This is a genomic window from Geodermatophilus amargosae, assembly GCF_900116515.1.
In the GTDB taxonomy this organism is placed as follows: Bacteria; Actinomycetota; Actinomycetes; order Mycobacteriales; family Geodermatophilaceae; genus Geodermatophilus; species Geodermatophilus amargosae.
The window spans coordinates 428,471-450,460 of sequence record NZ_FPBA01000002.1 but is presented as its reverse complement, the minus strand read 5'-3'; the positions used below and the strand labels follow the sequence as shown (position 1 = coordinate 450,460).

Annotated in this window: 25 protein-coding genes and 1 pseudogene; 20 read left to right on the top strand and 6 right to left on the bottom strand. The window is 76.0% G+C overall.

Annotation, left to right across the window (positions count from 1 at the left end; all coding sequences use genetic code 11):
• The first annotated feature begins 44 nt into the window (after positions 1 to 44).
• From BM414_RS29090 to BM414_RS04835, 4 genes are all read left to right on the top strand, one after another.
• Complete coding sequence (locus BM414_RS29090) at positions 45 to 386, top strand: helix-turn-helix domain-containing protein (protein ID WP_245784485.1); 342 nt, start codon at positions 45 to 47, stop codon at positions 384 to 386.
• A 283-nt stretch (positions 387 to 669) separates the two neighbouring features.
• The gene (locus BM414_RS04845) at positions 670 to 768 is read left to right on the top strand and encodes a 30S ribosomal protein bS22 (protein WP_012854759.1); all 99 of its coding nucleotides are present in this window, start codon (positions 670 to 672) and stop codon (positions 766 to 768) included.
• A 10-nt stretch (positions 769 to 778) separates the two neighbouring features.
• The gene (locus tag BM414_RS04840) at positions 779 to 1,897 is read left to right on the top strand and encodes an NAD-dependent epimerase/dehydratase family protein (RefSeq protein WP_093578267.1); all 1,119 of its coding nucleotides are present in this window, start codon (positions 779 to 781) and stop codon (positions 1,895 to 1,897) included.
• Positions 1,890 to 2,801, top strand: coding sequence for a lysophospholipid acyltransferase family protein (locus BM414_RS04835; RefSeq protein ID WP_093578266.1), 912 nt, complete (start codon positions 1,890 to 1,892; stop codon positions 2,799 to 2,801). The genes BM414_RS04840 and BM414_RS04835 overlap by 8 nt, the downstream gene beginning before the upstream one ends.
• Positions 2,802 to 3,010: 209 nt before the next feature.
• On the opposite strand, the gene BM414_RS04830 is transcribed toward BM414_RS04835, so the two are convergent.
• The 5 genes and pseudogenes from BM414_RS04830 to BM414_RS30615 form a co-directional block, all read right to left on the bottom strand.
• The gene (locus BM414_RS04830; protein ID WP_093578265.1) at positions 3,011 to 3,919 is read right to left on the bottom strand and encodes an HAD family hydrolase; all 909 of its coding nucleotides are present in this window, start codon (positions 3,917 to 3,919) and stop codon (positions 3,011 to 3,013) included.
• Between the two features lie 88 nt (positions 3,920 to 4,007).
• Positions 4,008 to 4,676, bottom strand: coding sequence for a hypothetical protein (locus BM414_RS04825; RefSeq protein ID WP_093578264.1), 669 nt, complete (start codon positions 4,674 to 4,676; stop codon positions 4,008 to 4,010).
• A gap of 89 nt (positions 4,677 to 4,765) precedes the next feature.
• Positions 4,766 to 5,065 (bottom strand): annotated as a pseudogene (locus tag BM414_RS31725) (DUF5667 domain-containing protein); the annotation flags it as partial.
• Between the two features lie 271 nt (positions 5,066 to 5,336).
• Positions 5,337 to 5,630 (bottom strand): RNA polymerase sigma factor, encoded by a 294-nt coding sequence (locus BM414_RS30620; RefSeq protein WP_245784484.1) that lies wholly within the window; start codon positions 5,628 to 5,630, stop codon positions 5,337 to 5,339.
• A complete protein-coding gene (locus BM414_RS30615; protein WP_245784483.1) occupies positions 5,627 to 6,094 on the bottom strand; it encodes a sigma factor in 468 nt (155 codons plus the stop codon). Before BM414_RS30615 ends, BM414_RS30620 begins: the two co-directional genes overlap by 4 nt.
• A 201-nt stretch (positions 6,095 to 6,295) precedes the next feature.
• Between BM414_RS30615 and BM414_RS04815 the strand changes: the two genes are divergently transcribed.
• The 15 genes from BM414_RS04815 (at position 6,296) to BM414_RS04745 (ending at position 21,048) form a co-directional block, all read left to right on the top strand.
• Positions 6,296 to 7,834, top strand: coding sequence for an AMP-binding protein (locus tag BM414_RS04815; RefSeq protein ID WP_245784482.1), 1,539 nt, complete (start codon positions 6,296 to 6,298; stop codon positions 7,832 to 7,834).
• Complete coding sequence (locus tag BM414_RS04810) at positions 7,827 to 8,078, top strand: glutaredoxin family protein (protein ID WP_093578262.1); 252 nt, start codon at positions 7,827 to 7,829, stop codon at positions 8,076 to 8,078. Before BM414_RS04815 ends, BM414_RS04810 begins: the two co-directional genes overlap by 8 nt.
• A gap of 229 nt (positions 8,079 to 8,307) precedes the next feature.
• Complete coding sequence (locus tag BM414_RS04805; protein ID WP_245784501.1) at positions 8,308 to 8,991, top strand: redox-sensing transcriptional repressor Rex; 684 nt, start codon at positions 8,308 to 8,310, stop codon at positions 8,989 to 8,991.
• Entirely contained in the window at positions 8,988 to 10,343 is a 1,356-nt protein-coding gene (locus BM414_RS04800) for a glutamyl-tRNA reductase (protein WP_093578260.1), read from the top strand. Before BM414_RS04805 ends, BM414_RS04800 begins: the two co-directional genes overlap by 4 nt.
• Positions 10,340 to 11,275, top strand: coding sequence for a hydroxymethylbilane synthase (gene hemC, locus BM414_RS04795; protein ID WP_093578259.1), 936 nt, complete (start codon positions 10,340 to 10,342; stop codon positions 11,273 to 11,275). The genes BM414_RS04800 and hemC overlap by 4 nt, the downstream gene beginning before the upstream one ends.
• A 91-nt stretch (positions 11,276 to 11,366) precedes the next feature.
• Entirely contained in the window at positions 11,367 to 12,896 is a 1,530-nt protein-coding gene (locus BM414_RS04790) for a uroporphyrinogen-III synthase (RefSeq protein WP_093578258.1), read from the top strand.
• On the top strand, positions 12,893 to 13,909 hold the full coding sequence (gene hemB, locus BM414_RS04785; RefSeq protein WP_245784481.1) for a porphobilinogen synthase: 1,017 nt from the start codon (positions 12,893 to 12,895) through the stop codon (positions 13,907 to 13,909). The genes BM414_RS04790 and hemB overlap by 4 nt, the downstream gene beginning before the upstream one ends.
• Before the next feature lie 10 nt (positions 13,910 to 13,919).
• Positions 13,920 to 14,480, top strand: coding sequence for a hypothetical protein (locus tag BM414_RS04780; protein ID WP_245784480.1), 561 nt, complete (start codon positions 13,920 to 13,922; stop codon positions 14,478 to 14,480).
• A complete protein-coding gene (gene hemL, locus BM414_RS04775; protein WP_093578257.1) occupies positions 14,477 to 15,859 on the top strand; it encodes a glutamate-1-semialdehyde 2,1-aminomutase in 1,383 nt (460 codons plus the stop codon). The genes BM414_RS04780 and hemL overlap by 4 nt, the downstream gene beginning before the upstream one ends.
• Positions 15,859 to 16,491 carry a histidine phosphatase family protein gene (locus tag BM414_RS04770; protein WP_093578256.1) on the top strand — a complete coding sequence of 211 codons (633 nt, stop codon included), beginning with the start codon at positions 15,859 to 15,861 and terminating at the stop codon, positions 16,489 to 16,491. Before hemL ends, BM414_RS04770 begins: the two co-directional genes overlap by 1 nt.
• Positions 16,488 to 17,063 (top strand): TlpA family protein disulfide reductase, encoded by a 576-nt coding sequence (locus tag BM414_RS04765; protein ID WP_093578255.1) that lies wholly within the window; start codon positions 16,488 to 16,490, stop codon positions 17,061 to 17,063. Before BM414_RS04770 ends, BM414_RS04765 begins: the two co-directional genes overlap by 4 nt.
• On the top strand, positions 17,064 to 17,888 hold the full coding sequence (locus tag BM414_RS04760; RefSeq protein WP_175551413.1) for a cytochrome c biogenesis CcdA family protein: 825 nt from the start codon (positions 17,064 to 17,066) through the stop codon (positions 17,886 to 17,888).
• Positions 17,885 to 19,519 (top strand): cytochrome c biogenesis protein ResB, encoded by a 1,635-nt coding sequence (gene resB / locus BM414_RS04755; RefSeq protein ID WP_093578254.1) that lies wholly within the window; start codon positions 17,885 to 17,887, stop codon positions 19,517 to 19,519. Before BM414_RS04760 ends, resB begins: the two co-directional genes overlap by 4 nt.
• A complete protein-coding gene (ccsB, locus tag BM414_RS04750; RefSeq protein WP_093578253.1) occupies positions 19,516 to 20,490 on the top strand; it encodes a c-type cytochrome biogenesis protein CcsB in 975 nt (324 codons plus the stop codon). Before resB ends, ccsB begins: the two co-directional genes overlap by 4 nt.
• 132 nt (positions 20,491 to 20,622) lie before the next feature.
• Entirely contained in the window at positions 20,623 to 21,048 is a 426-nt protein-coding gene (locus BM414_RS04745) for a hypothetical protein (RefSeq protein WP_093578252.1), read from the top strand.
• Positions 21,049 to 21,230: 182 nt separating this feature from the next.
• Here BM414_RS04745 and BM414_RS04740 read toward each other — a convergent pair whose 3' ends face one another.
• On the bottom strand, positions 21,231 to 21,437 hold the full coding sequence (locus tag BM414_RS04740) for a hypothetical protein (protein WP_093578251.1): 207 nt from the start codon (positions 21,435 to 21,437) through the stop codon (positions 21,231 to 21,233).
• Positions 21,438 to 21,554: 117 nt separating this feature from the next.
• Between BM414_RS04740 and BM414_RS04735 the strand changes: the two genes are divergently transcribed.
• Complete coding sequence (locus BM414_RS04735) at positions 21,555 to 21,983, top strand: Lrp/AsnC family transcriptional regulator (protein WP_217644543.1); 429 nt, start codon at positions 21,555 to 21,557, stop codon at positions 21,981 to 21,983.
• Positions 21,984 to 21,990 lie beyond the last annotated feature (7 nt).

Here is a 21,990-nt window from a genome sequence, read left to right as displayed (position 1 = left end):
GGGGAAGCCGGCGCCCGACTCGTGCTAGGTCCGGAGAGCCGATCATGACCATGCCCCAGCGCACCAACGCCGCCTACATCCGCCCGGCCGTCCCCGGCCCGCGGCCCATGGCCCGCCCGATCCCGGCCGCCGCCATGGCGCGCCCGGTCGGCCCGGCCCACCCGGCCGCGATGCCCGTCGGCCGCCCGGTCGTCCCGCAGCCGCGCGCTGCCGTCACCTTCCTGACCGTCGCCGAGGTCGCGAGCATGATGCGCGTCTCGAAGATGACCGTGTACCGCCTCGTGCACGCCGGCGAGCTGTCCGCCGTCCGCGTCGGCCGGTCGTTCCGCGTCCCCGAGCGCGCCGTCCAGGACTACCTGCGCGACGCCTACACCGACATCGCCTGAGCGAGGACCCCGTCCTCCGCGTGAGGGCGGCCGTTCCAACACCTCACGTACTGCTCGATCGCACCGTCGATCGGCGCCCTCGCCCGACCCGCTCGGGTGAGATCCGTCCGGCCCGGTTCCCGCGGCAGCGTCGCCGCGGGGGCGCCGGGTAGGCTCGGACGCCGAGCGACACCCCGGCCCCGGCCGGAGCCGTCGCACACGAGCTGATCCACACTCGCGTGGCGTCCGGTTCCGCCCCCCGTGGCCCCGGCGCGACACGCGGCAACGACGTCGGGAGCAGGACATGGGTTCGGTCATCAAGAAGCGCCGCAAGCGGATGGCGAAGAAGAAGCACCGCAAGCTGCTCAAGAAGACCCGCGTGCAACGTCGCAACAAGAAGTGAGCTGACGCTCGTGCCGCCTGCCGTCGTCCTCGTCACCGGTGTCAGCCGGTGGCTGGGGGGTGCGCTGGCGGCCGAGCTCGCTCGCAACCCGGCCATCGACCGGGTCATCGGGGTCGACACCGTCCCCCCGTCGGCGGAGCTGCTCCGCCGCCTCGGCCGCACCGAGTTCGTGCGCGCCGACATCCGCAACCCGCTGATCGGCAAGGTCATCAACACCGCGTCGGTCGACACCGTCGTGCACATGAACATCAGCTCCACGCCCGCCGGGTCCGGCGGCCGGGGGCCGATGAAGGAGCTCAACGTCATCGGCACGATGCAGCTCCTCGCCGCCTGCCAGCGCGCACCCTCGGTGCGCCGGCTGGTGCTCAAGTCGACCAGCGCCGTCTACGGCGCCTCGCCGCGCGACCCCGCCGTCTTCACCGAGGCGATGCAGGCCCGGCGGGTGCCCTCGGGCGGGTTCGCCAAGGACAGCCTCGACATCGAGGGCTACGTGCGGTCCTTCTCGCGCCGCCGTCCCGACGTCGGGGTCGCTGTCCTGCGGTTCACCAACTTCATCGGCCCGCGCATCGACTCGGTGCTGTCCGGGTTCCTGCGCATGCCGGTCGTCCCGACCGCGCTCGGCTACGACGCCCGCGTCCAGCTGCTGCACGAGGACGACGCCCTCGGCGTGCTCGCCCAGGCCACCACCGGGGACTTCGCCGGCACGGTCAACGTGGGGGGAGAGGGCACGTTGCTGCTGTCGCAGGTCATCCGCCGGCTGGGCCGGCTGCAGCTGCCAGTGCCCTCACCGGCGCTGGGCTCCCTGGGCCGGCTCACCCGGCGCTTCGGCTTCGTGGACTACTCACCCGAGCAGATGCGCTTCCTCAGCTTCGGCCGCGTGGTCGACACGACCGTGCTGCACACCGAGTTCGGCTACACACCCCGCTACACCACCGCCGAGGCGCTGGCCGACTACGCCCACACGGCCCCGCCGGTGATCCCGCCGGAACTGGTCGTCGACGTCACGGCGCGTGCCCAGCAGCTGGTCGCGCGCGCCGGGTCGGTCGCCTCCTCGGTGGGGACGACGGTGCACGGACGGCTGCGGCCGGCACCGGCCTCGCCGGGGCTGCGGGCGGTGCGCGATGCCTGAGGCCCGCGTGATCCGGCTGCGCCCCGACGACGACGGGCAGCGGCACGTCCCGCCGGCGTCGGACCCCAGCTGGGACGAGCAGGTGGCCGGCGGGCTGGACTTCCTCCGCCGGCGGCTGACCGGCGAGTACGAGACCGACGAGTTCGGCTTCGACACCGACCTCACCGACCACGTGCTGCTGCCGGTCCTGCGGCCGCTGTTCTCCCGCTGGTTCCGGGTGGAGACCCACGGCGTCGAGAACGTCCCCGCCGAGGGCGGTGCGCTGATCGTGGCCAACCACTCGGGCACGGTCCCGGTCGACGCGCTCATGGCCACCGTCGCGCTGCACGACGACCACCCCGCGCAGCGCCGGTTCCGGCTGCTCGGCGCCGACCTGGTGTTCGACCTCCCCGTCGTGGGCTCGCTGGCGCGCAAGTTCGGCGCCACGCTCGCGTGCAGCGAGGACGCCGAGCGGCTGCTGTGCGGCGACGAGCTGGTCGGCGTCTTCCCCGAGGGGTTCAAGGGAGTCGGCAAGCCCTTCCGCGAGCGGTACACCCTGCAGCGGTTCGGCCGGGGTGGTTTCGTCACAGCGGCTCTGCGGACCGGCAAGCCGATCGTCCCGTGCGCCATCGTCGGCGCCGAGGAGATCTACCCGATGATCGGCAACGCGAAGACGCTCGCGCGGCTGCTCGGCCTGCCGTACTTCCCGGTGACGCCGACGTTCCCCGCGCTCGGCCCGCTCGGGCTGGTGCCGCTGCCGTCGAAGTGGCTCATCGCCTTCGGTGAGCCGATCGAGACGGCGCACTACGGCCCCGCGGCCGCCGAGGACCCGATGCTGGTGTTCAACCTGACCGACCAGGTCCGCGAGACGATCCAGCAGTCGATCTACCAGCTCCTCCTGCAGCGCACCTCCGTCTTCAGCTGATCCGGTCGGCCTCCGGCCTCCCACCGCGGCCAGGTGCCGTTCCCCTGCTGCGCTGAGCCCTCCCTGCCGTTCCTCGGGACCCTCCGGGCCCCGCTCTTCACGGCGCCTCGCAGGGCGGCTCACGGTGGCACCCGCGACCGGGATCCGCAGCCGGCCCGTCGAGCGCGCCCGCCTGCTCCTCGTCGGGGGACCCTCCGGGCCCCCGCTCCTCAGAGCAGTCTCCTCCGGCGGAAGGCGAGCGCGCCGCCGACGGCGCCGCCGGTGAGAGCCGCCGCGGCGACCGTGGGGACGCCGATCCGCGCGGCCTTGCGGCCGGTGCGGAAGTCCCGGATGGTCCAGTCGCGCGAGCGGGCGACGGCGCGCAGCTCGGTGTCGGGGTTCACCGCCACCGCCGTGCCGGTGAGGGTGAGCATCGGCAGGTCGTTGGCCGAGTCGCTGTAGGCGGTGCAGCGCGAGAGGTCCAGGTCCTCCCGCTCGGCCAGTGCCCGCACCGCCTCGGCCTTGGCCTCCCCGTGCATCAGCTCGCCGACCAGCCGGCCGGTGTAGCGGCCCTCGACCACCTCGGCCACCGTGCCCAGGGCGCCGGTGAGCCCGAGCCGGTGGGCGATGATCCGGGCCAGCTCGACCGGCGTCGCGGTGACCAGCCACACCCGCTGCCCGGCGTCGAGGTGCTGCTGGGCGAGGTTGCGGGTGCCCGACCAGATCCGGTCGGCCATGAGCTCGTCGTAGATCTCCTCGCCGGCATCGACGATCTCCGAGACCTCGCGTCCGGCGACGAAGGCGAGCGCGGTCTCGCGGATGGTGTGCATGTCGCCGGCGCTCTCGTTGCCGGCGACGCGGAACTTCGCCTGCTGCCACGCGAAGCGCGCGATGGCGCGGGAGTTCAGGTACTTCCGGGAGGCCAGGCCGCGGGCGAACCAGAACAGCGAGGCGCCCATCATCATCGTGTTGTCGACGTCGAAGAACGCGGCGGCGGTGCGGTCGGCCACCACCGCCGGGACCGGCTCGACCTCCGCTGCGGCCGCGGACGCGGCGCCCGCGACGTGCGCGCGGATCTCGTCCTCGGTCGGTGCCCCGGCGTCCGGCGTGCGGCGGCCGCGGAACGGCAGACCCGGCACGGGCTCCCTCCCCTGGAGTGGTCCCGCCGCCCTCGGGGCGGCACCGGCCGACACTATCGAGCGGTCACCGAGGTCCCGGAGCCGGACCTCAGCAGAGGATCGGGCGGATGCAGACCGGCAGCGGGACGTCCAGGATCGGCGGGGGCGTCGCGGTCGGGGCCGTGGTCGGCGCGGACGGCTGACCGCCACCTCCCGGCACCGGGAGCGTCGGGACCGGCAGGGGCAGGCCCCCACCGGGTGCCGGCGGGGACGTCGGCGGCGTGCTGCTGCCGCCGCCGGAGGGCGCCGTCCCACCGCCCGGGCCCCTCCCGCCGGAGCCCGTCGACCCCGCGGAGCCGCCGCCGCTGCCGGTGGACGGCGCCGCGGGCGGACCTGAGGGAGCCGGGGACGACGGCGCGGACGACGACGGCGCAGCCGGCGCGTCACTGACCGGGGCGCCGGGTTCGGCGGTCCCGGCGCTCGGGTCCGCCGGGGCGGCCGTGTCCGGCGTCGCGGGGGCTGCGCACGGTGCGGGTACCGGGCCGAGGTCGTCCGTGCCGGCCACCGCGGCGCCGGTGGGGCAGTCGAGGGCGGCCTGCAGCTCCGCCGCGCGGGTGCCGACGTCGCCGACCAGCCCCAGCGAGCGGGTCGCGGCGTCCTCCGCGCCGGCGGGCAGGGCGCCCTCCAGGCCGGCGAGGCCGTCGCCCTGGTCCTGCGCCCAGCCGCTGATGACCGAGAGGGGACCGGCGTCGCCGCCGGCGACGGCCTGCGAGAGCACCAGGGCGGCGCCCTCGAGGTCTGGGCGTCCATGGTGGCGAGGGTGTCGAGCACCAGGTCGACCGGCGGTGCCCCCGCCGAGCCCTCGACCAGCCGGTCGAGCTCCTGCAGCCGGGTGGTGGCGAACTCGAGCAGCGTCAGGCCGCGCTCGTCGCCTGCCAGCGCGAGCTGGGTCTGCTCGGTGCCCCGCTTGAGGCCGTACAGCGTGTCGCCCGGCTCCGCGTCGGTGGACAGCGCGACCAGCGTGCCCAGGGCCGTGACCGCAACGGCCGCGCCGGCGACCCCGGCGGCGAGCCGGGCCCGCCAGGCCGGGCGGCGCGCCGGCCGGGCCGATCCCAGCCGAGCCGGACGGCGGCGCGGCTCCGGCTCGGGCGAGCGGACGGCGGCCATCGCGACCAGCCGGGCGCGGGTGGCCGCGCGGAAGTCCGGGGACGGCTCGTCGTCGAGGTCGATGGCGAGTGCGCGCAGCCGGTCCTCGAGGGCCGCCTCGCGCCCGTGCACGGACGCGCGGCGGGACGCTCCCGCGGCATCGTGCCGGTCGCTCACCTGGGTCCTCCGGTCGGTCGGGGCCGTGGCCGACCGGAGCAACGACGCGCAGCCCCCCGCGTTACGCCCAGCCGGTGGGTGGCAACGGGACGTCCCCCGGAGGTGGTCATGCCCGTCACCGGAGCCCCTCGGGGAGCAGACCGGCCAGCCGCCGCACCGCCCGGTGCTGCAGCGCCTTGACCGCGCCGTCCTTCTTGCCCATGACCGCCGCGGTCTCCGACACCGACAACCCCTGCAGGAAGCGCAGCGAGATGCACTCCTGCTGCTCGCCGCCCAGCTGGCGGATGCACGCGAGCAGCTGCTCGTTGGTCAGCCGGGCGGCGACGGCGTCCTCGGGGCCGTCGGTGGCCTGGTCGGCGTCGCGCATGTCCGCGGTGGTGACCTCCAGCCGGAACCGGCTGCTCTTCACGTGGTCGCGGATGATGTTGCGCGCGATGGTGACGAGCCACTGCCGACGTCGCGGCCCTGGAAGGACAGCGAGTCGATCCGCCGCAGCGCGCGGACGAACGTCTCGCTGGTGAAGTCCTCGGCCTGCGCGCGGTCGCCCACGCGGTGCAGGACGTACCGGTACACCAGGGTGACGTAGTGGTCGTAGAGCCGGCCGAACGCCTCGGCGTCTCCGTCCTGCGCCTGCCGGACAAGCGCCCAGACGTCCACCCGGTCGCCGGGCAGGTCCTCCTCGAGGGCCGCCAGCTCCTCGGCGAGGGCGCCGTCGTCCTCCTCGGCCTCCGCCTCCGGAGCGGAGTCCGCGGCCGGCCCGGGCGCGCCCTCCGCGCCGGCGCGCGGGTAGGGCGTCGGACGGGGACGCGGCCCGGGCCGCCGCCCGGCCGGGACGGCGGACGGCCGCTCGTCCACCGGGCGCGACTGCGGCATGCGGGACGTCGACCTCCTCGTCGGCCCGCCGGGTCGCGGCGGCTCGCCCGACGGGGGTCCAGCCGGCTCGGCGGTGTCCCGCGGTGCTGCGGGTCCTCGCCCATGGTGACAACATCACTGCGAACCGTCCACGTCGGCCGGCCGAGTGGTACCTCGCGGTACCTCCCCGGAGGGACCGGCCACCGCCCGCAGGAGGTGCCCGTGAACCCGCCGGTGACCGGCACCGAGGCTCCGACGGGCCTGGCTGCGCTCGTGCGCGCCGCGGCCGAGGACCGCCCCGACGCTCCCGCCGTCGTCGACGGCGGGACGCGGCTGTCCTGGCGGGAGCTCGACGCGCTGGTCGACCGTGCCGCCGCCGGCTACGGCGCGCGCGGGCTGGCGCCGGGGGACCGGGTCGCGGTGCAGCTGCCCAACGGCGTCGACTGGCTGCGGGCCGTGCTGGGCGCACTGCGGGCCGGGCTGGTCGTCGTCCCGGTGAACACCGGCTACACCGACCCCGAGCTCGAGCACCTGCTCACCGACTCCGGCGCCGCCCTGCTGGTCGTGGCGGCCGGGCGCCCCCCGCTCGCCGGCGTCCCCGTGGTGGCTGGGCCGCCCGACGACGACGGCCCGGCACCCGTGCACCCGGACGACCCCGCGGCGCTGTCCTTCCTGGCCTACACCAGCGGCACCACCGGCCGGCCCCGCGGCGCGATGCTCACCGCGGGCGCGCTGCGCGCCAACCAGCAGCAGTGCCTGGCGATGCAGCCGCCGCCGGTCCGCCCCGACGACCGCGTGCTGCTCGTCCTGCCGCTGTTCCACGTCTACGGCCTCAACGCCGGCTTCGGCCTGGTCGCGGCCACGGGTGCGTGCGCGGTGCTGCAGTCGGCCTTCGACCCGCGGGCGTCGCTGGAGGTCATGCAGCGCGAGCAGGTGACCGCCGTCCCGGGTGCGCCGCCGATGTACCAGGCCTGGGTGGCCGCCGCCGACGCCGACGGCAGCGACGCCGTGCTGCGGCGGGCCTTCGCCGCGGTCCGGATGGCCTCCTCGGGTGCCGCGCCGCTGCCGGAGGGGGTCTGGACGGCGATGCGCGACCGTGCCGCCGTCCGGGTGTGGGAGGGCTACGGCCTCACCGAGGCCAGCCCCGTGGTGGCCAGCACCCTGGCGACCGGCCGGGCCAAGCCGGCCTGCATCGGCGGCCCGGTGCCCGGCGTCGAGGTCGTCCTCCGCGACGTCTCGGCGGACCGGACCGGTGACGTCGACGAGACGGGGCCGGGGGAGATCGAGGTGCGCGGCCCGAACCTGTTCGCCGGCTTCTGGCCCGACGGCGCCGACGGCCCGGACGACGACGGGTGGCTGGCCACCGGCGACCTCGCCTACCGCGACGGCGACGGCGACCTGCACCTGGTCGACCGGCGCAGCGACCTGGTGCTGGTCAGCGGCTTCAACGTCTACCCGGCGGAGGTGGAGCGGGTCCTCGACGCCCACCCCGCCGTCGCGCAGAGCGCGGTCATCGGGGTCCCCGACGCACGGACCGGGGCCGCCGTCCGCGCGGTCGTCGTCCTGGCGCCCGGGGCGCAGGCGACCGCCGCGGAGCTCCGGGCGCACGCCGCGGCCGCCCTGGCCCGCTACAAGGTGCCGACGTCGATCACCTTCCGGCCGGCGCTGCCGCACTCGCTCACCGGCAAGGTGAGCCGGGCCCGCCTGCGCGAGCTGGGGCTGCCGGCGACGGAGGAGCAGGAGGAGGACGCCGGTGACTGAGCCCGCCGCCCGCCTGGAGCTGCTGACCCGGGCCGGCTGCCACCTGTGCGTCACCGCGGCAGAGACGCTGGGGCGGATCGCCGCCGAGGCCGGCGTCGGTACCCGCGAGGTCGACGTCGACGCCGACCCGGAGCTGCAGGCGGAGTACGGCGACCGGGTGCCGGTGGTGCTGCTCGACGGCCGCGAGCACTCCTACTTCACCGTCGACGTCCCCCGCCTGCGCCGGGACCTCGGGATCTCCTGACGGGCCACCCGGGAGGGGCGACCGACGCCCGGGTGGGTATGGTCTCGGACACAGCGCCGCGCATCCACGCAGGCCCTGGGCCCGGGCCTGCTCGCGCGACTTTGTTCCTGCGTTCACAAGCGGTTACCGTGGCTGTCGCCGGGTGGTCCACCACCCGGATCCCCGATGTCGTCCGCCCCCGCAGGCTCCCGCCGGCGCCCGGGCGCGACCGCTGTGGAGTAGGCCCGTGATGCAGTCGCGGCCCCGGATCCCGGAGGCCACCGTCGCCCGGCTGGCTGTGTACCTGCGGGTCCTGACCGGACTCGTCGACAGCGGCCGTGGCACCATCTCCTCCGGAGAGCTCGCCGCGGCGGCCGGCGTCAACCCCGCCGGGTTGCGCAAGGACCTCTCCCACCTCGGTCCCTGCGGCACCCGCGGGGTCGGCTACGAGGTGTCCACCCTGCGCGACCGCATCGCGGCCGTGCTCGGCATGGAGACCGCCCACGCCTGTGTCCTCGTCGGGATCGGCAACCTCGGGTCGGCCCTGGCCGGCTACGGCGGGTTCGGCAACCGCGGCTTCGAGTTCGTCGGCCTCTTCGACGCCTCGCCGGCACGGGTGGGGCAGCGGGTCGGGGACCTGCTGGTCCGGCCCATGGAGGAGCTCGACGCGGTCGTGACCGGGACGCGGGCGACGATCGGGGTCATCGCGACACCGGCCGAGGTGGCGCAGCCGGTCTGTGACCGGCTGACCGCGGCCGGGGTGAGGAGCATCTTGAACTTCGCACCGGTGGCGCTGTCGGCGCCCGCGGGGGTCGGCGTCCGCCAGGTCGACCTCTCCGTCGAGCTGCAGGTCCTCGCGTTCCTCGACAAGCAGCGGGGTGTCCCCGGGCAGACCACCCCGGCAGCGCTCGCCCCCGCCGGGGGGATGGCATGAGCCTGCTCGCCGTCGGCATCAGCCACCAGACCGCGCCGGTCGCCCTGCTCGAGCAGTTCGCCATGACGCGCGACGACGCGGTCAAGGCCCTGCACGAGCTGGTCGGGAGTGACCACGTGAGCGAGGCGCTCGTGCTGGCCACCTGCAACCGGGTCGAGGTCTTCGCCGAGGTCGACCGCTTCCACGGCGGCGTCGCCGAGGTCAGCCGTGTGCTCGCCCGCCAGGCCGGCGCCGGCGTCGAGGAGCTCTCGCCCTACGTCACCGTCCACTACGAGGACCAGGCCGTCGCCCACCTGTTCACCGTGGCCGCGGGCCTGGACTCCATGGTGGTCGGCGAGACCCAGGTCCTCGGTCAGCTGCGCGCCGCCTACGCCCTCGCGCAGGAGGAGGGCACGGTCGGCCGCGCGCTGCACCCGGTCGCCCAGCACGCGCTGCGCGTGGGCAAGCGGGTGCACTCCGAGACCGGCATCGACCGCGCCGGCGCCTCGCTGGTCACCGTCTCCCTCGACCACGCCGAGCAGCGGGTCGGCCCGCTCGCCGGGCGCCCGGCGCTGGTCGTCGGCGCCGGCTCGATGGGCGCGCTGGCCGCCACCACGCTGTCCCGGCGCGGCGCGCTGGTCACCGTCGCCAGCCGCTCGCCGGAGTCGGCCGCCCGGCTGGCCGCCGCCGTCGACGGCGGCACCGCCGAGCTCGCCGACCTGCAACAGGCCATCGCCGACGCCGACGTGGTGGTCACCTGCACCGGTGCCGCCGGCCTGGTGGTCGGCACCGACGCCGTGGCGGGCGGCATGGCCGCGCGCGCGGGCCGGCCGCTGGCCGTCGTCGACCTGGCGCTGCCCCGCGACGTCGACCCGGGCGTCGCCGCGCTGCCGGGGGTGCACCTCGTCGACCTGGCCCTGCTGCAGGGCGAGCGCTCGGCCGCGGGCGGCGCCGACCCGGTCGCGGCCGACGACGTCTCCGCCGCGCACGCGCTCATCGAGGCCGAGACCGCGCTGCTGCGCGCCGAGCAGCAGGCCGCCGCCGTCGCCCCGACCGTCTCCGCGCTGCGCAGCCAGGCCGCCGAGGTCGTCGAGGCCGAGCTGCTGCGACTGTCCAGCCGGCTGCCCGACCTCGACGCCCGCGCCCGCAGCGAGATCGCCCGCACCGTGCGCCGCGTCGTCGACAAGCTGCTGCACGAGCCGACGGTGCGGGTCAAGGAGCTGGCCGGCACCCCCGGCGGCGTCGACTACGCCGACGCGCTGCGGGCCCTGTTCGGCCTCGGCATCGACACCGACGTCCCCGCCGACGGCGGACGGCTGGCCGAGGCGGTCACCGTCGACCCCGACGACCTGCACCCGGGCGGTGCGGCATGACCACGACCACCCGCACGCTGCGCCTGGGCACCCGCGCCAGCCAGCTCGCCCGCACCCAGTCGCAGACCGTCGCCGACGCGATCACCGCGGCCAGCGGCGTGCCGGTCGAGCTGGTGCACATCAGCACCGAGGGCGACCGGTCGGCCGCGGCCATCACCCAGCTCGGCGGCACCGGCGTCTTCGTCACCGCCATCCGCGCGGCGCTGCTCGAGGGCACCGTCGACGTCGCCGTGCACAGCTACAAGGACCTGCCCACCGCGCCGGAGCCGGGCTTGGTGCTGGCCGCCGTCCCGCCGCGGGAGGACCCGCGCGACGCGCTCGTCGCCCGCAACCGGCTCACCCTCGGCGAGCTGCCCGCAGGCTCCCGCATCGGCACCGGCGCCCCCCGCCGGGTCGCCCAGCTGCGGGCGCTGGGTCTGGGCCTCGAGGTCGTGCCGATCCGCGGCAACGTCGACACCCGGATGGCCCGTGTCGTGCCCGGCGACCTCGACGCCGTCGTCCTCGCCCGCGCCGGGCTGGCCCGCCTCGGCCGGCTCGACGCCGTCACCGAGACCCTCGACCCACTGCAGGTGCTGCCCGCCCCCGCGCAGGGCGCGCTGGCCGTGGAGTGCCGGGCCGACGACGAGTCCACCCTCGAGCTGCTCGCCGCCCTCGACGACGCCGGCGCCCGCGCCTGCGTGCTCGCCGAGCGGACGACGCTGGCCGCCCTCGAGGCCGGCTGCAGCGCCCCGGTCGCCGCCTACGCCGAGCTGGCCGAGGGCGACGACGGCGCCGAGCTGTACCTGCGTGCCTCGGTCACCGCGATCGACGGCAGCGACGGCGTCCGCGGCTCGTCCACCGGCCCGGTCGGCGACGCCGAGCGGCTGGGCCGCGAGCTCGCCGCCGACCTGCTCGACCGCGGCGCGGCCGAGCTGATGGCCGCCGCACGGTGACCACCCCCGTCGGGCAGCAGCGCCCGGCTCCCCAGACCCCCACCCACGCCCTCTCCAGGGCCACGACACCAACAAGGACCAGGAGCTCGTGATGACGCGCTTCCGCAAGACCCCCGGCCGCGTCGTCTTCGTCGGCGCCGGACCCGGTGACCCCGGCATGCTCACCGCCCGGGCCACGGCCGCTCTGGCCGAGGCCTCCGCGCTGCTCGTCGACCCCGACGTACCCGCCGCCCTCCTCGACGCCGTCCGCGAGAGCCGCCCCGGCGTCGAGCCGACGGTCGTCTCCGGCGAGTCGGCCGAGGTCGCCAAGGGCGCCGTCGCCGCCGCGAAGAACGGCGACGTCGTCGTCCGGCTGGTCGCCGGTGACCCGTTCACCTCCGACGCCGTGGTCAAGGAGGCGCTGGCCGTCGGCCGCACCTCGGTGCCCTTCGACGTCGTCCCCGGCGTCGCGCCCTCGACCGCGGTCCCGGCCTTCGCCGGCGTCGCGCTCGGCGGCACCTCGCTGACCGCCGACCTGCGCGACGGCGACGTCGACCTGCCGGCGGTGGCCCGCGCAGCGAGCGCCCTCGGCGCCCCGGTGGTGCTGCAGGGCGGCGCCGAGCAGCTCCCCGACGCCGCCGCGCGGCTGGTCGAGGGCGGCCTGTCCGGCAGCACCGCGGTCGTCGTCACCACCGGCGGCTCGGGCACGGGGCAGAAGAGCGTCGTCGCGAAGCTCTCGGCCGTCGCGGAGAAGACCGCGGGCCTCGACGCCGTCAGCGGGCCGGTCGTGGCCACCGTGGGCTCGGTCGTCGACAAGCGCGGCAAGCTCTCCTGGTGGGAGAGCCGGCCGCTGTTCGGCTGGCGGGTGCTGGTGCCGCGCACCAAGGACCAGGCCGGCGAGATGAGCGACCGGCTGCGGGCCTACGGCGCGGTGCCGGTCGAGGTGCCCACCATCGCCGTCGAGCCCCCGCGCAGCCCCGCGCAGATGGACCGCGCCATCAAGGGCCTGGTCACCGGCCGCTACGGCTGGATCGTCTTCACCTCGGCCAACGCGGTGCGCGCGGTCCGGGAGAAGTTCACCGAGCTGGGCCTCGACGCCCGCGCCTTCGCCGGCGTGAAGGTCGCCTGCGTCGGCGAGCAGACCGCCGAGGCGGTCCGCGCGTTCGGCATCGTGCCGGAGCTGGTGCCCACCGGGCAGCAGTCCAGCGAGGGCCTGCTGGCCGACTTCCCCGAGTACGACGACGTCCTCGACCCGATCGACCGGGTGCTGCTGCCCCGCGCCGACATCGCCACCGAGACCCTCACCGCGGGTCTCAAGGAGCGCGGCTGGGAGGTCGACGACGTGACCGCGTACCGCACGGTGCGCGCCGCCCCGCCGGCCGCCGCCGTCCGCGAGGCGATCAAGGGCGGCGGCTTCGACGCGGTGTGCTTCACCTCGTCGAGCACCGTGCGCAACCTGGTCGGCATCGCCGGCAAGCCGCACGCCAAGACCGTCGTCGCCGTCATCGGCCCGGCCACCGCGGCCACCGCGCAGGAGTTCGGCCTGCGGGTGGACGTGCAGCCCGAGACCGCCGCGGTCGTGCCGCTGGTCGACGCGCTGGCCGCCTACGCCGAGGCGCAGCGGGAGGGTGAGGGCGAGTGACCTCCGCACCGGTGGACCCCGCGCAGCGCGGGGCGGACCCCGGCTTCGCGCGCGGGCGCCGGCTGCGGTCGACGCCCGCGCTGCGGCGGCTCACCGCGCAGACCCGGGTGGCCCCGGCCGACCTGGTGCTGCCGGTGTTCGTCAAGCAGGGCATCTCCGAGCCGGTGCCGATCGGCTCGATGCCCGGCGTCGTCCAGCACACGCCGGACTCGCTGCGGAAGGCCGCGCACGAGGCGGCCGAGGCCGGCATCGGCGGGCTGGTCCTGTTCGGCATCCCGTCGGACAAGGACGCCGTGGGCTCGCAGGCCGACGCCGCCGACGGGATCGTCAACGTGGCGCTGCGGCAGCTGCGCGACGACCTCGGCGACGAGCTGGTGCTCATCGCCGACCTCTGCCTGTGCGAGTACACCGACCACGGGCACTGCGGGGTGGTCACGCCGGCCGGACTCGTGGACAACGACCCCACGCTGGACCGCTACGCCGCCGTGGCCATCGCGCAGGCGCAGGCCGGCGCCCACGTCATCGCGCCCAGCGGGATGATGGACGGGCAGGTGGCGGCGATCCGCCGGGCGCTGGACTCCCGGGCGTTTCCCGAGACGCCGATCCTGGCCTACGCCGCCAAGTACGCCTCCGGCTTCTACGGGCCCTTCCGCGAGGCGGCCGAGGGGGCGCCACAGTTCGGCGACCGCTCGACCTACCAGATGGACCCGCCCAACGCCGACGAGGCGCTGCGCGAGGTGCGCCAGGACCTCGCCGAGGGCGCCGACGCCGTCATGGTCAAGCCGGCGCTGCCCTACCTGGACATCGTCGCCCGGGTCGCCGACGCCGTCGACGTCCCGGTCAGCGCCTACCAGGTGAGCGGTGAGTACGCGATGGTCGAGGCGGCCGCGGCCAACGGCTGGATCGACCGCGAGCGAGCGATCCTCGAGACGCTCACCGCCATCCGCCGCGCGGGTGCCGGCCAGGTCCTGACCTACTGGGCGGTCGAGGCCGCGCGCCTGCTGCGCCGGTGACCGGCCGCCGATGACGTACGTCGAGCCCGGGGGCTCCTGGCGGCCGCTGTGGCTGGTCGCCGGGGTCCTCGGGCTCCTCGTGGTCCTGGACGTGGTCCTGCCCGGCCCCGACGTGCCGCCACTGCTGTGGGTCCTCGCCGTCGTCGCGGTGCCGGGGATCGTCGCCTTCGGCTGCTCGGCGGCCCGCCGGGTGTGGACGGTGCGGGTCGCCGGCGCCGGTCCCGACCGAGCGTTGTCCGTGGGCCGCGAGCGGGTGCCGCTGGCCGACGTCGACGCCGCCCACCTCCGCGCGGTCCGCGAGGGGACGGCGGGGGTCGACGCCGGCGCCCCCGTCCTCGGCGGCGGCTGGTCGCTGCCCCGCGGACGGACCGGGCTGCCGCTGCGGCTGACCGACGGGCGCACCGTGCTCGTGCCCACCCGCGACCCGGCGGCCCTGTCCGCCGCGCTGCTCGACCATGCGCCGGGGAGCACGGCGTCGTCGAGCACCGCGCCGGAGAGCGGAGTGTCACACGGCGCGGGGCCCGACACCCCCGACGGCCGCCCGGGGAACAGGAGGACACTGGGGCCGTGACCTCGCTGGACACGACGCGGTACGACTACACGGCACCCGTCTCCGCCGACCTGTTCGCCCGCGCGCAGCGCGTCACCCCCGGCGGGGTGAACTCGCCGGTGCGGGCCTTCCGCGCCGTCGGCGGCACGCCCCGGTTCATGGCGGAGGGGCAGGGCCCCTGGCTCACCGACGCCGACGGCCGCCGCTACGTGGACCTGGTCTCCTCGTGGGGGCCGATGATCCTCGGCCACGGCCACCCCGTCGTCGTCGAGGCGGTCACCGCGGCCGCCCGCCGCGGGTTCTCCTTCGGCACGCCCACCGAGGGCGAGCTCGACCTCGCGCAGGAGATCGTCGACCGCGTCGCCCCGGTCGAGAGGGTGCGGCTGGTCAACTCCGGCACCGAGGCGGTGCTCTCCGCGCTGCGGCTGGCCCGCGGCGCCACCGGCCGGTCGTTGGTGGTCAAGTTCGCCGGCTGCTACCACGGCCACGTCGACGCGCTGCTGGCCTCGGCCGGCTCCGGCGTCGCCACGCTCGGCCTGCCCGACACCCCCGGGGTCACCACCGGCGCGGCCGCCGACACGATCGTGCTGCCCTACAACGACGTCGCCGCGGTCGAGGCGGTCTTCGCGGAGCGCGGGTCCGACATCGCCGTCGTCGTCAGCGAGGCCGCGCCCGGCAACATGGGCGTCGTCCCGCCGCGGGACGGCTTCAACGCCGCGCTGCGCCGGATCACCGCCGAGCACGGCGCGCTGCTGCTCCTCGACGAGGTCATGACCGGCTTCCGGGTGTCCCGCTCGGGCTGGTACGGCCTCGACCCCGTCGACGCCGACCTGATGACCTTCGGCAAGGTCATGGGCGGCGGGCTGCCGGCCGCGGCGTTCGGCGGCCGCGCCGACCTGATGGAGCAGCTGGCCCCGATCGGGCCGGTGTACCAGGCCGGCACGCTGTCCGGGAACCCGGTGGCCGTCGCCGCCGGGCTCACCACGCTGCGGCTGTGCACCGACGACGTCTACGCGCGCTGCGACCAGGTCGCGGTCACCCTGCGCGGCGCGGCCAGCGCGGCCCTGTTCGCCGCGGGCGTCCCCCACCGCGTGCAGCAGGCCGGCTCGATGTTCTCCGTCTTCTTCGTCCCCGACGAGCGCCAGGTGCACGACTACGACGACGCCCGCACGCAGGACACCGCGGCGCACCGGGCCTTCTTCCACGAGATGCTCGCCCGCGGCGTGTACCTGCCGCCGTCGGCGTTCGAGTCCTGGTTCGTCAGCGCCGCGATGGACGACGAGGCCGTGGAGAGGGTGCTCGACGCCCTGCCCGCCGCCGCCCGCGCCGCCGCGGCCGCCGACCCCGCCGACGCCCCGCACCCCGCGGATGCCGAGGACGCCCAGGAGCTGCAGCCCTGATGGAGACGACCGTCGTGCACCTGCTCCGGCACGGGGAGGTGTTCAACCCCACCGGCGTGCTCTACGGCCGGCTGCCCGGCTTCCGGCTGTCCGAGGCCGGCGAGGACATGGCCCGCCGCGCCGCGGAGTGGTTCACCGGCCGCGACGTCACGCACCTGGTCTCCAGCCCGCTCGAGCGCGCCCGGCAGACCGCCGCGCCGATCGCCGACGCGCTGGACCTGCCGGTCGCCGTCGACGAGCGGCTGATCGAGGCCGGCAACGCCTTCGAGGGCACGAAGGTCGGCGGCGGTGCCGGGGTGGCCCGCCGCCCGCGGGACTGGTGGAAGCTGCGCAACCCGGTGCGGCCGTCGTGGGGCGAGCCCTACGTGGAGATCGCCGCGCGGATGCTGCTCGCCGTCGAGTCCGCCCGCGACGCCGCGCGCGGCAGCGCGGCGGTCTGCGTGAGCCACCAGCTGCCGATCTGGACCCTGCGCCTGCACCTCGAGGGCAGGCGGTACGCCCACGACCCACGACGGCGGCAGTGCGGGCTGGCCAGCGTCACCTCGGTGACCTACGAGGGCGACCGGGTCGCGCACATCGGCTACGCCGAGCCCGCGGGTGCCACCGACCCCGACGCGGTCCCCGGCGCATGAGGCGCGTGCTCCCCGCCGTCCTCGCGTCCGCCGCGCTGCTCACCGGCTGCAGCACCGGCGCCGGCGCCGTCGACGTCAGCAACGGCGGACAGTTCCGCTTCGTCGCGGCCACCCCGGCCGGTGAGGTGATCCCGGAGGGCGACCGCGAGTCCGCGCCCGACTTCGGCGGCACGCTGCTCGGCGGCGGCGACTGGGACTCCGACGAGCTGGCCGGGCAGGTCGCCGTCCTCAACTTCTGGGGCTCCTGGTGCCCGCCCTGCCGGGTGGAGACGCCGCAGTTCCAGGAGGTCTACACCGAGGTCCGCGACGAGGACGTCGCCTTCGTGGGGCTCAACGTCAAGGAGACCGACGAGCAGTTCGCGCAGGCGTTCGTCGACAGCGAGGGCATCGAGTTCCCCTCGCTCTACGACCCCGCCGGCGAGGTCGCGCTGGCGTTCCGGGACTACCCGGCCAACGCGATCCCGTCCACCATCGTGCTCGACCGCGAGGGCCGGGTGGCCGCCGTCTACACCGGCGAGGTGGCGCAGGACGACCTGCGGGCCGTCCTCGACCGGCTGCTCGGGGAGGGCTGAGTGGACGGCATCCGCGACCTGGTGACCGACGGCCCGCTGCTGGTGGCCGCCGCGGTCGCCGCGCTGGCGGGGCTGGTCAGCTTCGCCTCGCCCTGCGTGCTCCCGCTGGTGCCCGGCTACCTGTCCTACGTCACCGGGCTGGTCGGCAGCGGTGCCCGCACGGCGCCCGCCCCGGCCCCCGCGGCGGGCGGTGGCACCGCGACCGCCACCGCCGTCCGCACCGACGAGCGCCCTCCGCGCGGGCGCATGGTGCTCGGCGCGCTGCTGTTCGTCCTCGGCTTCACCGCCGTCTTCGTCGCCGCCGGCGCCGCGTTCGGCGGGCTGGGCCGGCTGCTCGTCCAGTACGACGACGTCATCACCCGGGTCATGGGCGCCGTCGTCATCCTGGTCGGCCTCGGCTTCCTCGGCTGGCTGCCGTTCCTCCAGCGCACCGCTCGCCTGTCGGTGCGTCCGGCGGCCGGGCTGGCCGGCGCCCCGCTGCTCGGCGTCGTCTTCGGGCTGGGCTGGACGCCGTGCCTGGGCCCGACCCTGTCGGCGGTCTACTCGCTGGCCTACACCGAGGCGACCGCCGGCCGCGGCGCGCTGCTGTCGGTCGCCTACTGCCTGGGCCTGGGCGTGCCCTTCGTGCTCGTGGCGCTCGGCGCACGCTGGGCCGTCGGGGCGACGACGTTCCTGCGCCGGCACGCCCGCGGGGTCACCCGCTTCGGCGGTGCGGTGCTCGTCGTGGTCGGCCTGCTCCTGGTCACCGGCGCCTGGACCGAGATGATGTCCTGGCTGCGGTCCTGGCTGGCCGTCACCGGGCTGGGGGAGGCGACCCCGCTGTGACGATCACCGCGCCGCCGCGGCCGGAGGCAGCACCCACCCCGCCGGCCCGCCCGTCCGCGCTGCGCCGCACCGGCGGGTTCTTGCTGCGCCAGTGGCGGCGGCTGACCGCGATGCGGACGGCGATCATCCTGCTGTTCCTGCTCGCGCTGGCCGCCATCCCCGGCTCGCTGCTGCCGCAGCGCTCGCTGTCGCAGAGCAACGTCAGCCAGTACTTCGCCGACCACCCGACGCTCGCGCCGGTGCTCGACCGGTTCTACCTCTTCGACGTGTTCAGCTCGCCGTGGTTCGCCGCGGTCTACCTGCTGCTGTTCGTCTCGCTCATCGGCTGCGTGCTGCCGCGCGCCCTCGAGCACGCCCGTGCGCTGCGTGCCGCGCCCCCGCCCGCGCCGCGCCGGCTGACCCGCCTGCCCGACTCCGCGCAGCTGGCCACCGCGCTGCCGGCCGCCGACGTCCTCGACACGGTCGAGGAGGAGCTGCGCGTCCGCCGCTACCGCGTCGTCCGGCGCGAGCGGAACGGCGCCGCCGAGCTGTCGGCCGAGAAGGGCGCGCTCAAGGAGACCGGCAACCTGGTCTTCCACCTCGCCCTCGTCGGCCTGCTGCTGGCGCTGGCCGGCGGCAAGCTCTGGGGCTACGAGGGCAGCATCCTGGTCACCGAGGGCCAGCGGTTCTGCAACTCCTTCCAGCAGTACGACACCCACTCCTCCGGCGCGCTGGTCGAGGGCAGCGACCTGACGCCGATCTGCGTGGGCCTCGGCGACTTCCGCGCCGAGTACGAGGAGGACCTCACCGCCTCCTCGTTCACCGCCGACATCACCTACGGCGCTCCCGGCGAGGAGGGCCGGCCCACGACGATCGGCGTCAACGACCCGCTGCGCATCGACGGCGACCGCGTCTACGTCACCGGCCACGGGTTCAGCCCGACATTCACCGTCACCCTCCCCGACGGGACGAGCTTCGACGACGTCTCGAACCCGTTCCTGCCCACCGACCAGCGCACGATGGCCAGCGAGGGCGCGCTCAAGCTCCCCGACCTCGGCGCCGGCACCGACGACCAGCTGGCGCTGCAGGGCTTCTTCGCGCCCACCGGGCTGGTGCAGGGCGGCATCCTGACCTCGATCGACCCGCGCCCGCTCGCACCGCAGGTGGCGATCGTGGCCTACCAGGGTTACCTCGGCCTGGACTCGGGCCTGCCGCAGTCGGTGTACTCGCTGGACGCCTCGCAGATCGAGCGCGGCCGGCTCAGCGAGGTCGCCCGGGGCAACCTGTCGGTCGGGGAGTCGCTGACCCTCCCCGACGGGACGTCGGTGACCCTCAGCGGCTACAAGGAGTTCGCCGCCCTGCAGTTCTCGCACGACCCGGGACAGGTGTGGGTGCTCGCCGCGGCGATCGCGGTGCTCGCCGGCCTGCTCGGCATGCTGCTGCTGCGCCGGGAGCGGGTCTTCGTACGCACCACCGGCCGGCCGGACGACGGCGGTACCGTCCTCGAGGTCGGTGCGCTGGCGCGCGGCAGCGGCGACAGCGCACCGCGCTTCACGGCGCTGACCGACGACCTGCGGGCGGCCCTGGCCGCCCGTGCCACGACCCGCGCCCCGTCCGGGGCCGCACCCCAGACCGGAGGCACACCCGAGTGACCGCCGACCAGTTGTCCGGACTGTCGGACACCCTGTTCTCCGCCAGCGTCGGCCTGTACTCGCTGGCCGTCGTCGCCTTCTGCGCCCAGCTGGCCTTCGGCCGCCGTCCGGCGCCCGCCCGCGCGCTGGTCGGCGCCGGAGCCCCGGCCGACGAGCCGGCCGGCCCGGACGCGCACACCCCGGACACGCCCGCCCTGGACGACCCCCCGGCGGTGCGCCGCTGGGGGCAGGTGGCGATGCTCCTCACCGTCCTCGGCGCGCTCACCCACGCCGGGGTCCTGGTCGCCCGCGGGCTCGCCGTCGACCGGCTGCCCTGGGGCAACATGTACGAGTTCGCCACCGCGGTCGTGCTGGTCGCCGTCGTGGCCTTCGTCGTGCTCGCCGTCCGCTCGCCGGGCCTGCGGCACCTGGGGATGTTCGTCCTCGCGCCGGTCGTGGTCAGCCTGGTCGCGATCGGGCTGTTCCTCTACGTCGAGGGTGCCCCGCTGGTGGCGGCGCTGCGCTCGAGCTGGCTGGCCGTGCACGTGACGACGGCGATCCTCGGCTTCGGCGTCTTCTTCGTCAGCGGCATCGCCAGCGTGCTGTACCTGGTCCGCAGCCGGTTCGAGGCCCGCGGGGGCGACGCGTCGTCGTCGCGGCTGGTCGCCCGGATCCCCTCGGCCGCCACGCTGGACCGCGTCGCGCACCGCACCGCCGTCTTCGGCTTCCCGATCTGGACCTTCGCCGTCATCGCCGGTGCCATCTGGGCCGAGAGCGCCTGGGGCCGCTTCTGGGGCTGGGACCCCAAGGAGACGTGGGCGTTCATCGCGTGGGTCGTCTACGCCGCCTACCTGCACGCCCGGACGACCGCCGGCTGGCGCGGGCGCCCCGCGGCGTGGGTCAACGTCGTCGGCCTCGGCGTGATGGTCTTCAACCTGCTCTACGTAAACATGGTGTCGTCGGGGCTGCACAGCTACGGCGGCGTCAACTGAATCTCGCCCCGCCCGTCCCAGCAGTCCCCTCCTGTCCCTCGCATCCAGGGGATGGGCGGCCTGGGCGCCCTCTGCGTGCTCCACTTGTCGCCATGACCGCACGCACGGGGGGCGCACGCCGGGAGGGCCGTCGTGGGTAGGCACGCCGCCGCGGAGGATGCCGGGACCGACCCGATCGTGGCGGCGGCGCTGGCCTCCCGCGCCGCCGCGCCGACCACCCGGCACGCCCCGGACGCCGTTTCGGCGACGGCCCAGGGGACCGAGGGCGACCTGGGCTGGCCCGGGGACACCACCACCGGCGGCGGGCTCGGCTGGCCCGGCTCGACCGACCAGGGCACCGCCGGCGACGGCCTCGTCGAGCAGGCCTCCGACCAGGCCGCCGCCGACCAGGGCCCCGTCGACCAGGGCCCCGTCGACCAGGGTCTCGCAGCCGGCGAGGCCGACGCGACCGCGCGCATGACGGCCGTCCCGGCCGTGCCGGGGACGGTCTCCGACGGCGAACCCGAACCGCCCGGGCCGCGCGGCTGGCGGCGCCTCTTCGGCGGCCACGCCGCCTAGTCGCAGGGCCGCCTGGTCGGAGGGCCGCCTGGTCGGAGGGCCGCCTGGTCGGAGGGCCGCCTGGTCGGAGGGCCGCCTGGTCGGAGGGCCGCCTGGTCGGAGGGCCACCTGGTCGCAGGACCCCGCTGCCCCCGCCGCGCGTAGGCCGGCGGCGGGACCCCGCCGCGGGGCCGGGGGCCGCGTCAGGCGGGGGAGTCGTCGCGGCGGACGCGGCGGGCGAGCTCGCGGAGGAACTCCGGGTCGTCGTCGGGTGCCGCAGGGCGGGCCGTGCCCGAGGTCCGCGGGCGACGCGCGGGCCGTGGCCCGCGCACCTCGCTGCCGGCGGCGGCCGTCGCCCGCACGACGAGCACGACCACCATCAACGCCACCACCAGCAGCACGACCGGCACCCGGCTTCCCCTCCTCGAGAGCGTCCCTCCCGCCCAGCGTACGAGCGTGGGGATACTCGGGGGAGCGGTCTCCGCCCAGGGCCGCGGACGACCAGGACGGAGCGCCCCATCGACGCCGTGGACCGGCAGCTGATCGACCTGCTGCGTGCCAACGGCCGCGCCAGCTACGCCGAGCTGGCCCGGCAGGTCGGGCTCTCCGCGCCCGCCGTGCACGAGCGCGTCGGCAAGCTGGAGGCCGCCGGGGTCATCACCGGCTACCGTGCCGTCGTCGACCCGGCGGCCCTGGGACTGGACGTCACCGCGCTCGTCGGGGTGATCGAGAGCGACGCCGTCGACGACACCGGCGTCGAGGCGGCGCTGCGGGAGATGCCCGGGGTCGAGGACTGCTGGCGGGTCGCCGGCAGCGAGGGCTACGTGCTCAAGGTCCGGGTGACCGACATCCCGGCACTGGAGGCCGCCATCAACGCGTTGAACAGGATCGAGGGCGTCGCCCGCACCCGCACGACCGTCGTGCTCTCCACCAAGTGGGAGGGCCGGACGGGATGACGCCCGA

Coding starts and splice junctions, on each gene's coding strand:
- BM414_RS29090 (WP_245784485.1), top strand. CDS start 45: ATGACCATGCCCCAGCGCACCAACGCCGCCTACATCCGCCCGGCCGTC.
- BM414_RS04845 (WP_012854759.1), top strand. CDS start 670: ATGGGTTCGGTCATCAAGAAGCGCCGCAAGCGGATGGCGAAGAAGAAG.
- BM414_RS04835 (WP_093578266.1), top strand. CDS start 1,890: ATGCCTGAGGCCCGCGTGATCCGGCTGCGCCCCGACGACGACGGGCAG.
- BM414_RS30615 (WP_245784483.1), bottom strand. CDS start 6,094: ATGCCGCAGTCGCGCCCGGTGGACGAGCGGCCGTCCGCCGTCCCGGCC.
- BM414_RS04805 (WP_245784501.1), top strand. CDS start 8,308: ATGCAGTCGCGGCCCCGGATCCCGGAGGCCACCGTCGCCCGGCTGGCT.
- BM414_RS04800 (WP_093578260.1), top strand. CDS start 8,988: ATGAGCCTGCTCGCCGTCGGCATCAGCCACCAGACCGCGCCGGTCGCC.
- hemC (WP_093578259.1), top strand. CDS start 10,340: ATGACCACGACCACCCGCACGCTGCGCCTGGGCACCCGCGCCAGCCAG.
- BM414_RS04790 (WP_093578258.1), top strand. CDS start 11,367: ATGACGCGCTTCCGCAAGACCCCCGGCCGCGTCGTCTTCGTCGGCGCC.
- BM414_RS04780 (WP_245784480.1), top strand. CDS start 13,920: ATGACGTACGTCGAGCCCGGGGGCTCCTGGCGGCCGCTGTGGCTGGTC.
- BM414_RS04770 (WP_093578256.1), top strand. CDS start 15,859: ATGGAGACGACCGTCGTGCACCTGCTCCGGCACGGGGAGGTGTTCAAC.
- BM414_RS04765 (WP_093578255.1), top strand. CDS start 16,488: ATGAGGCGCGTGCTCCCCGCCGTCCTCGCGTCCGCCGCGCTGCTCACC.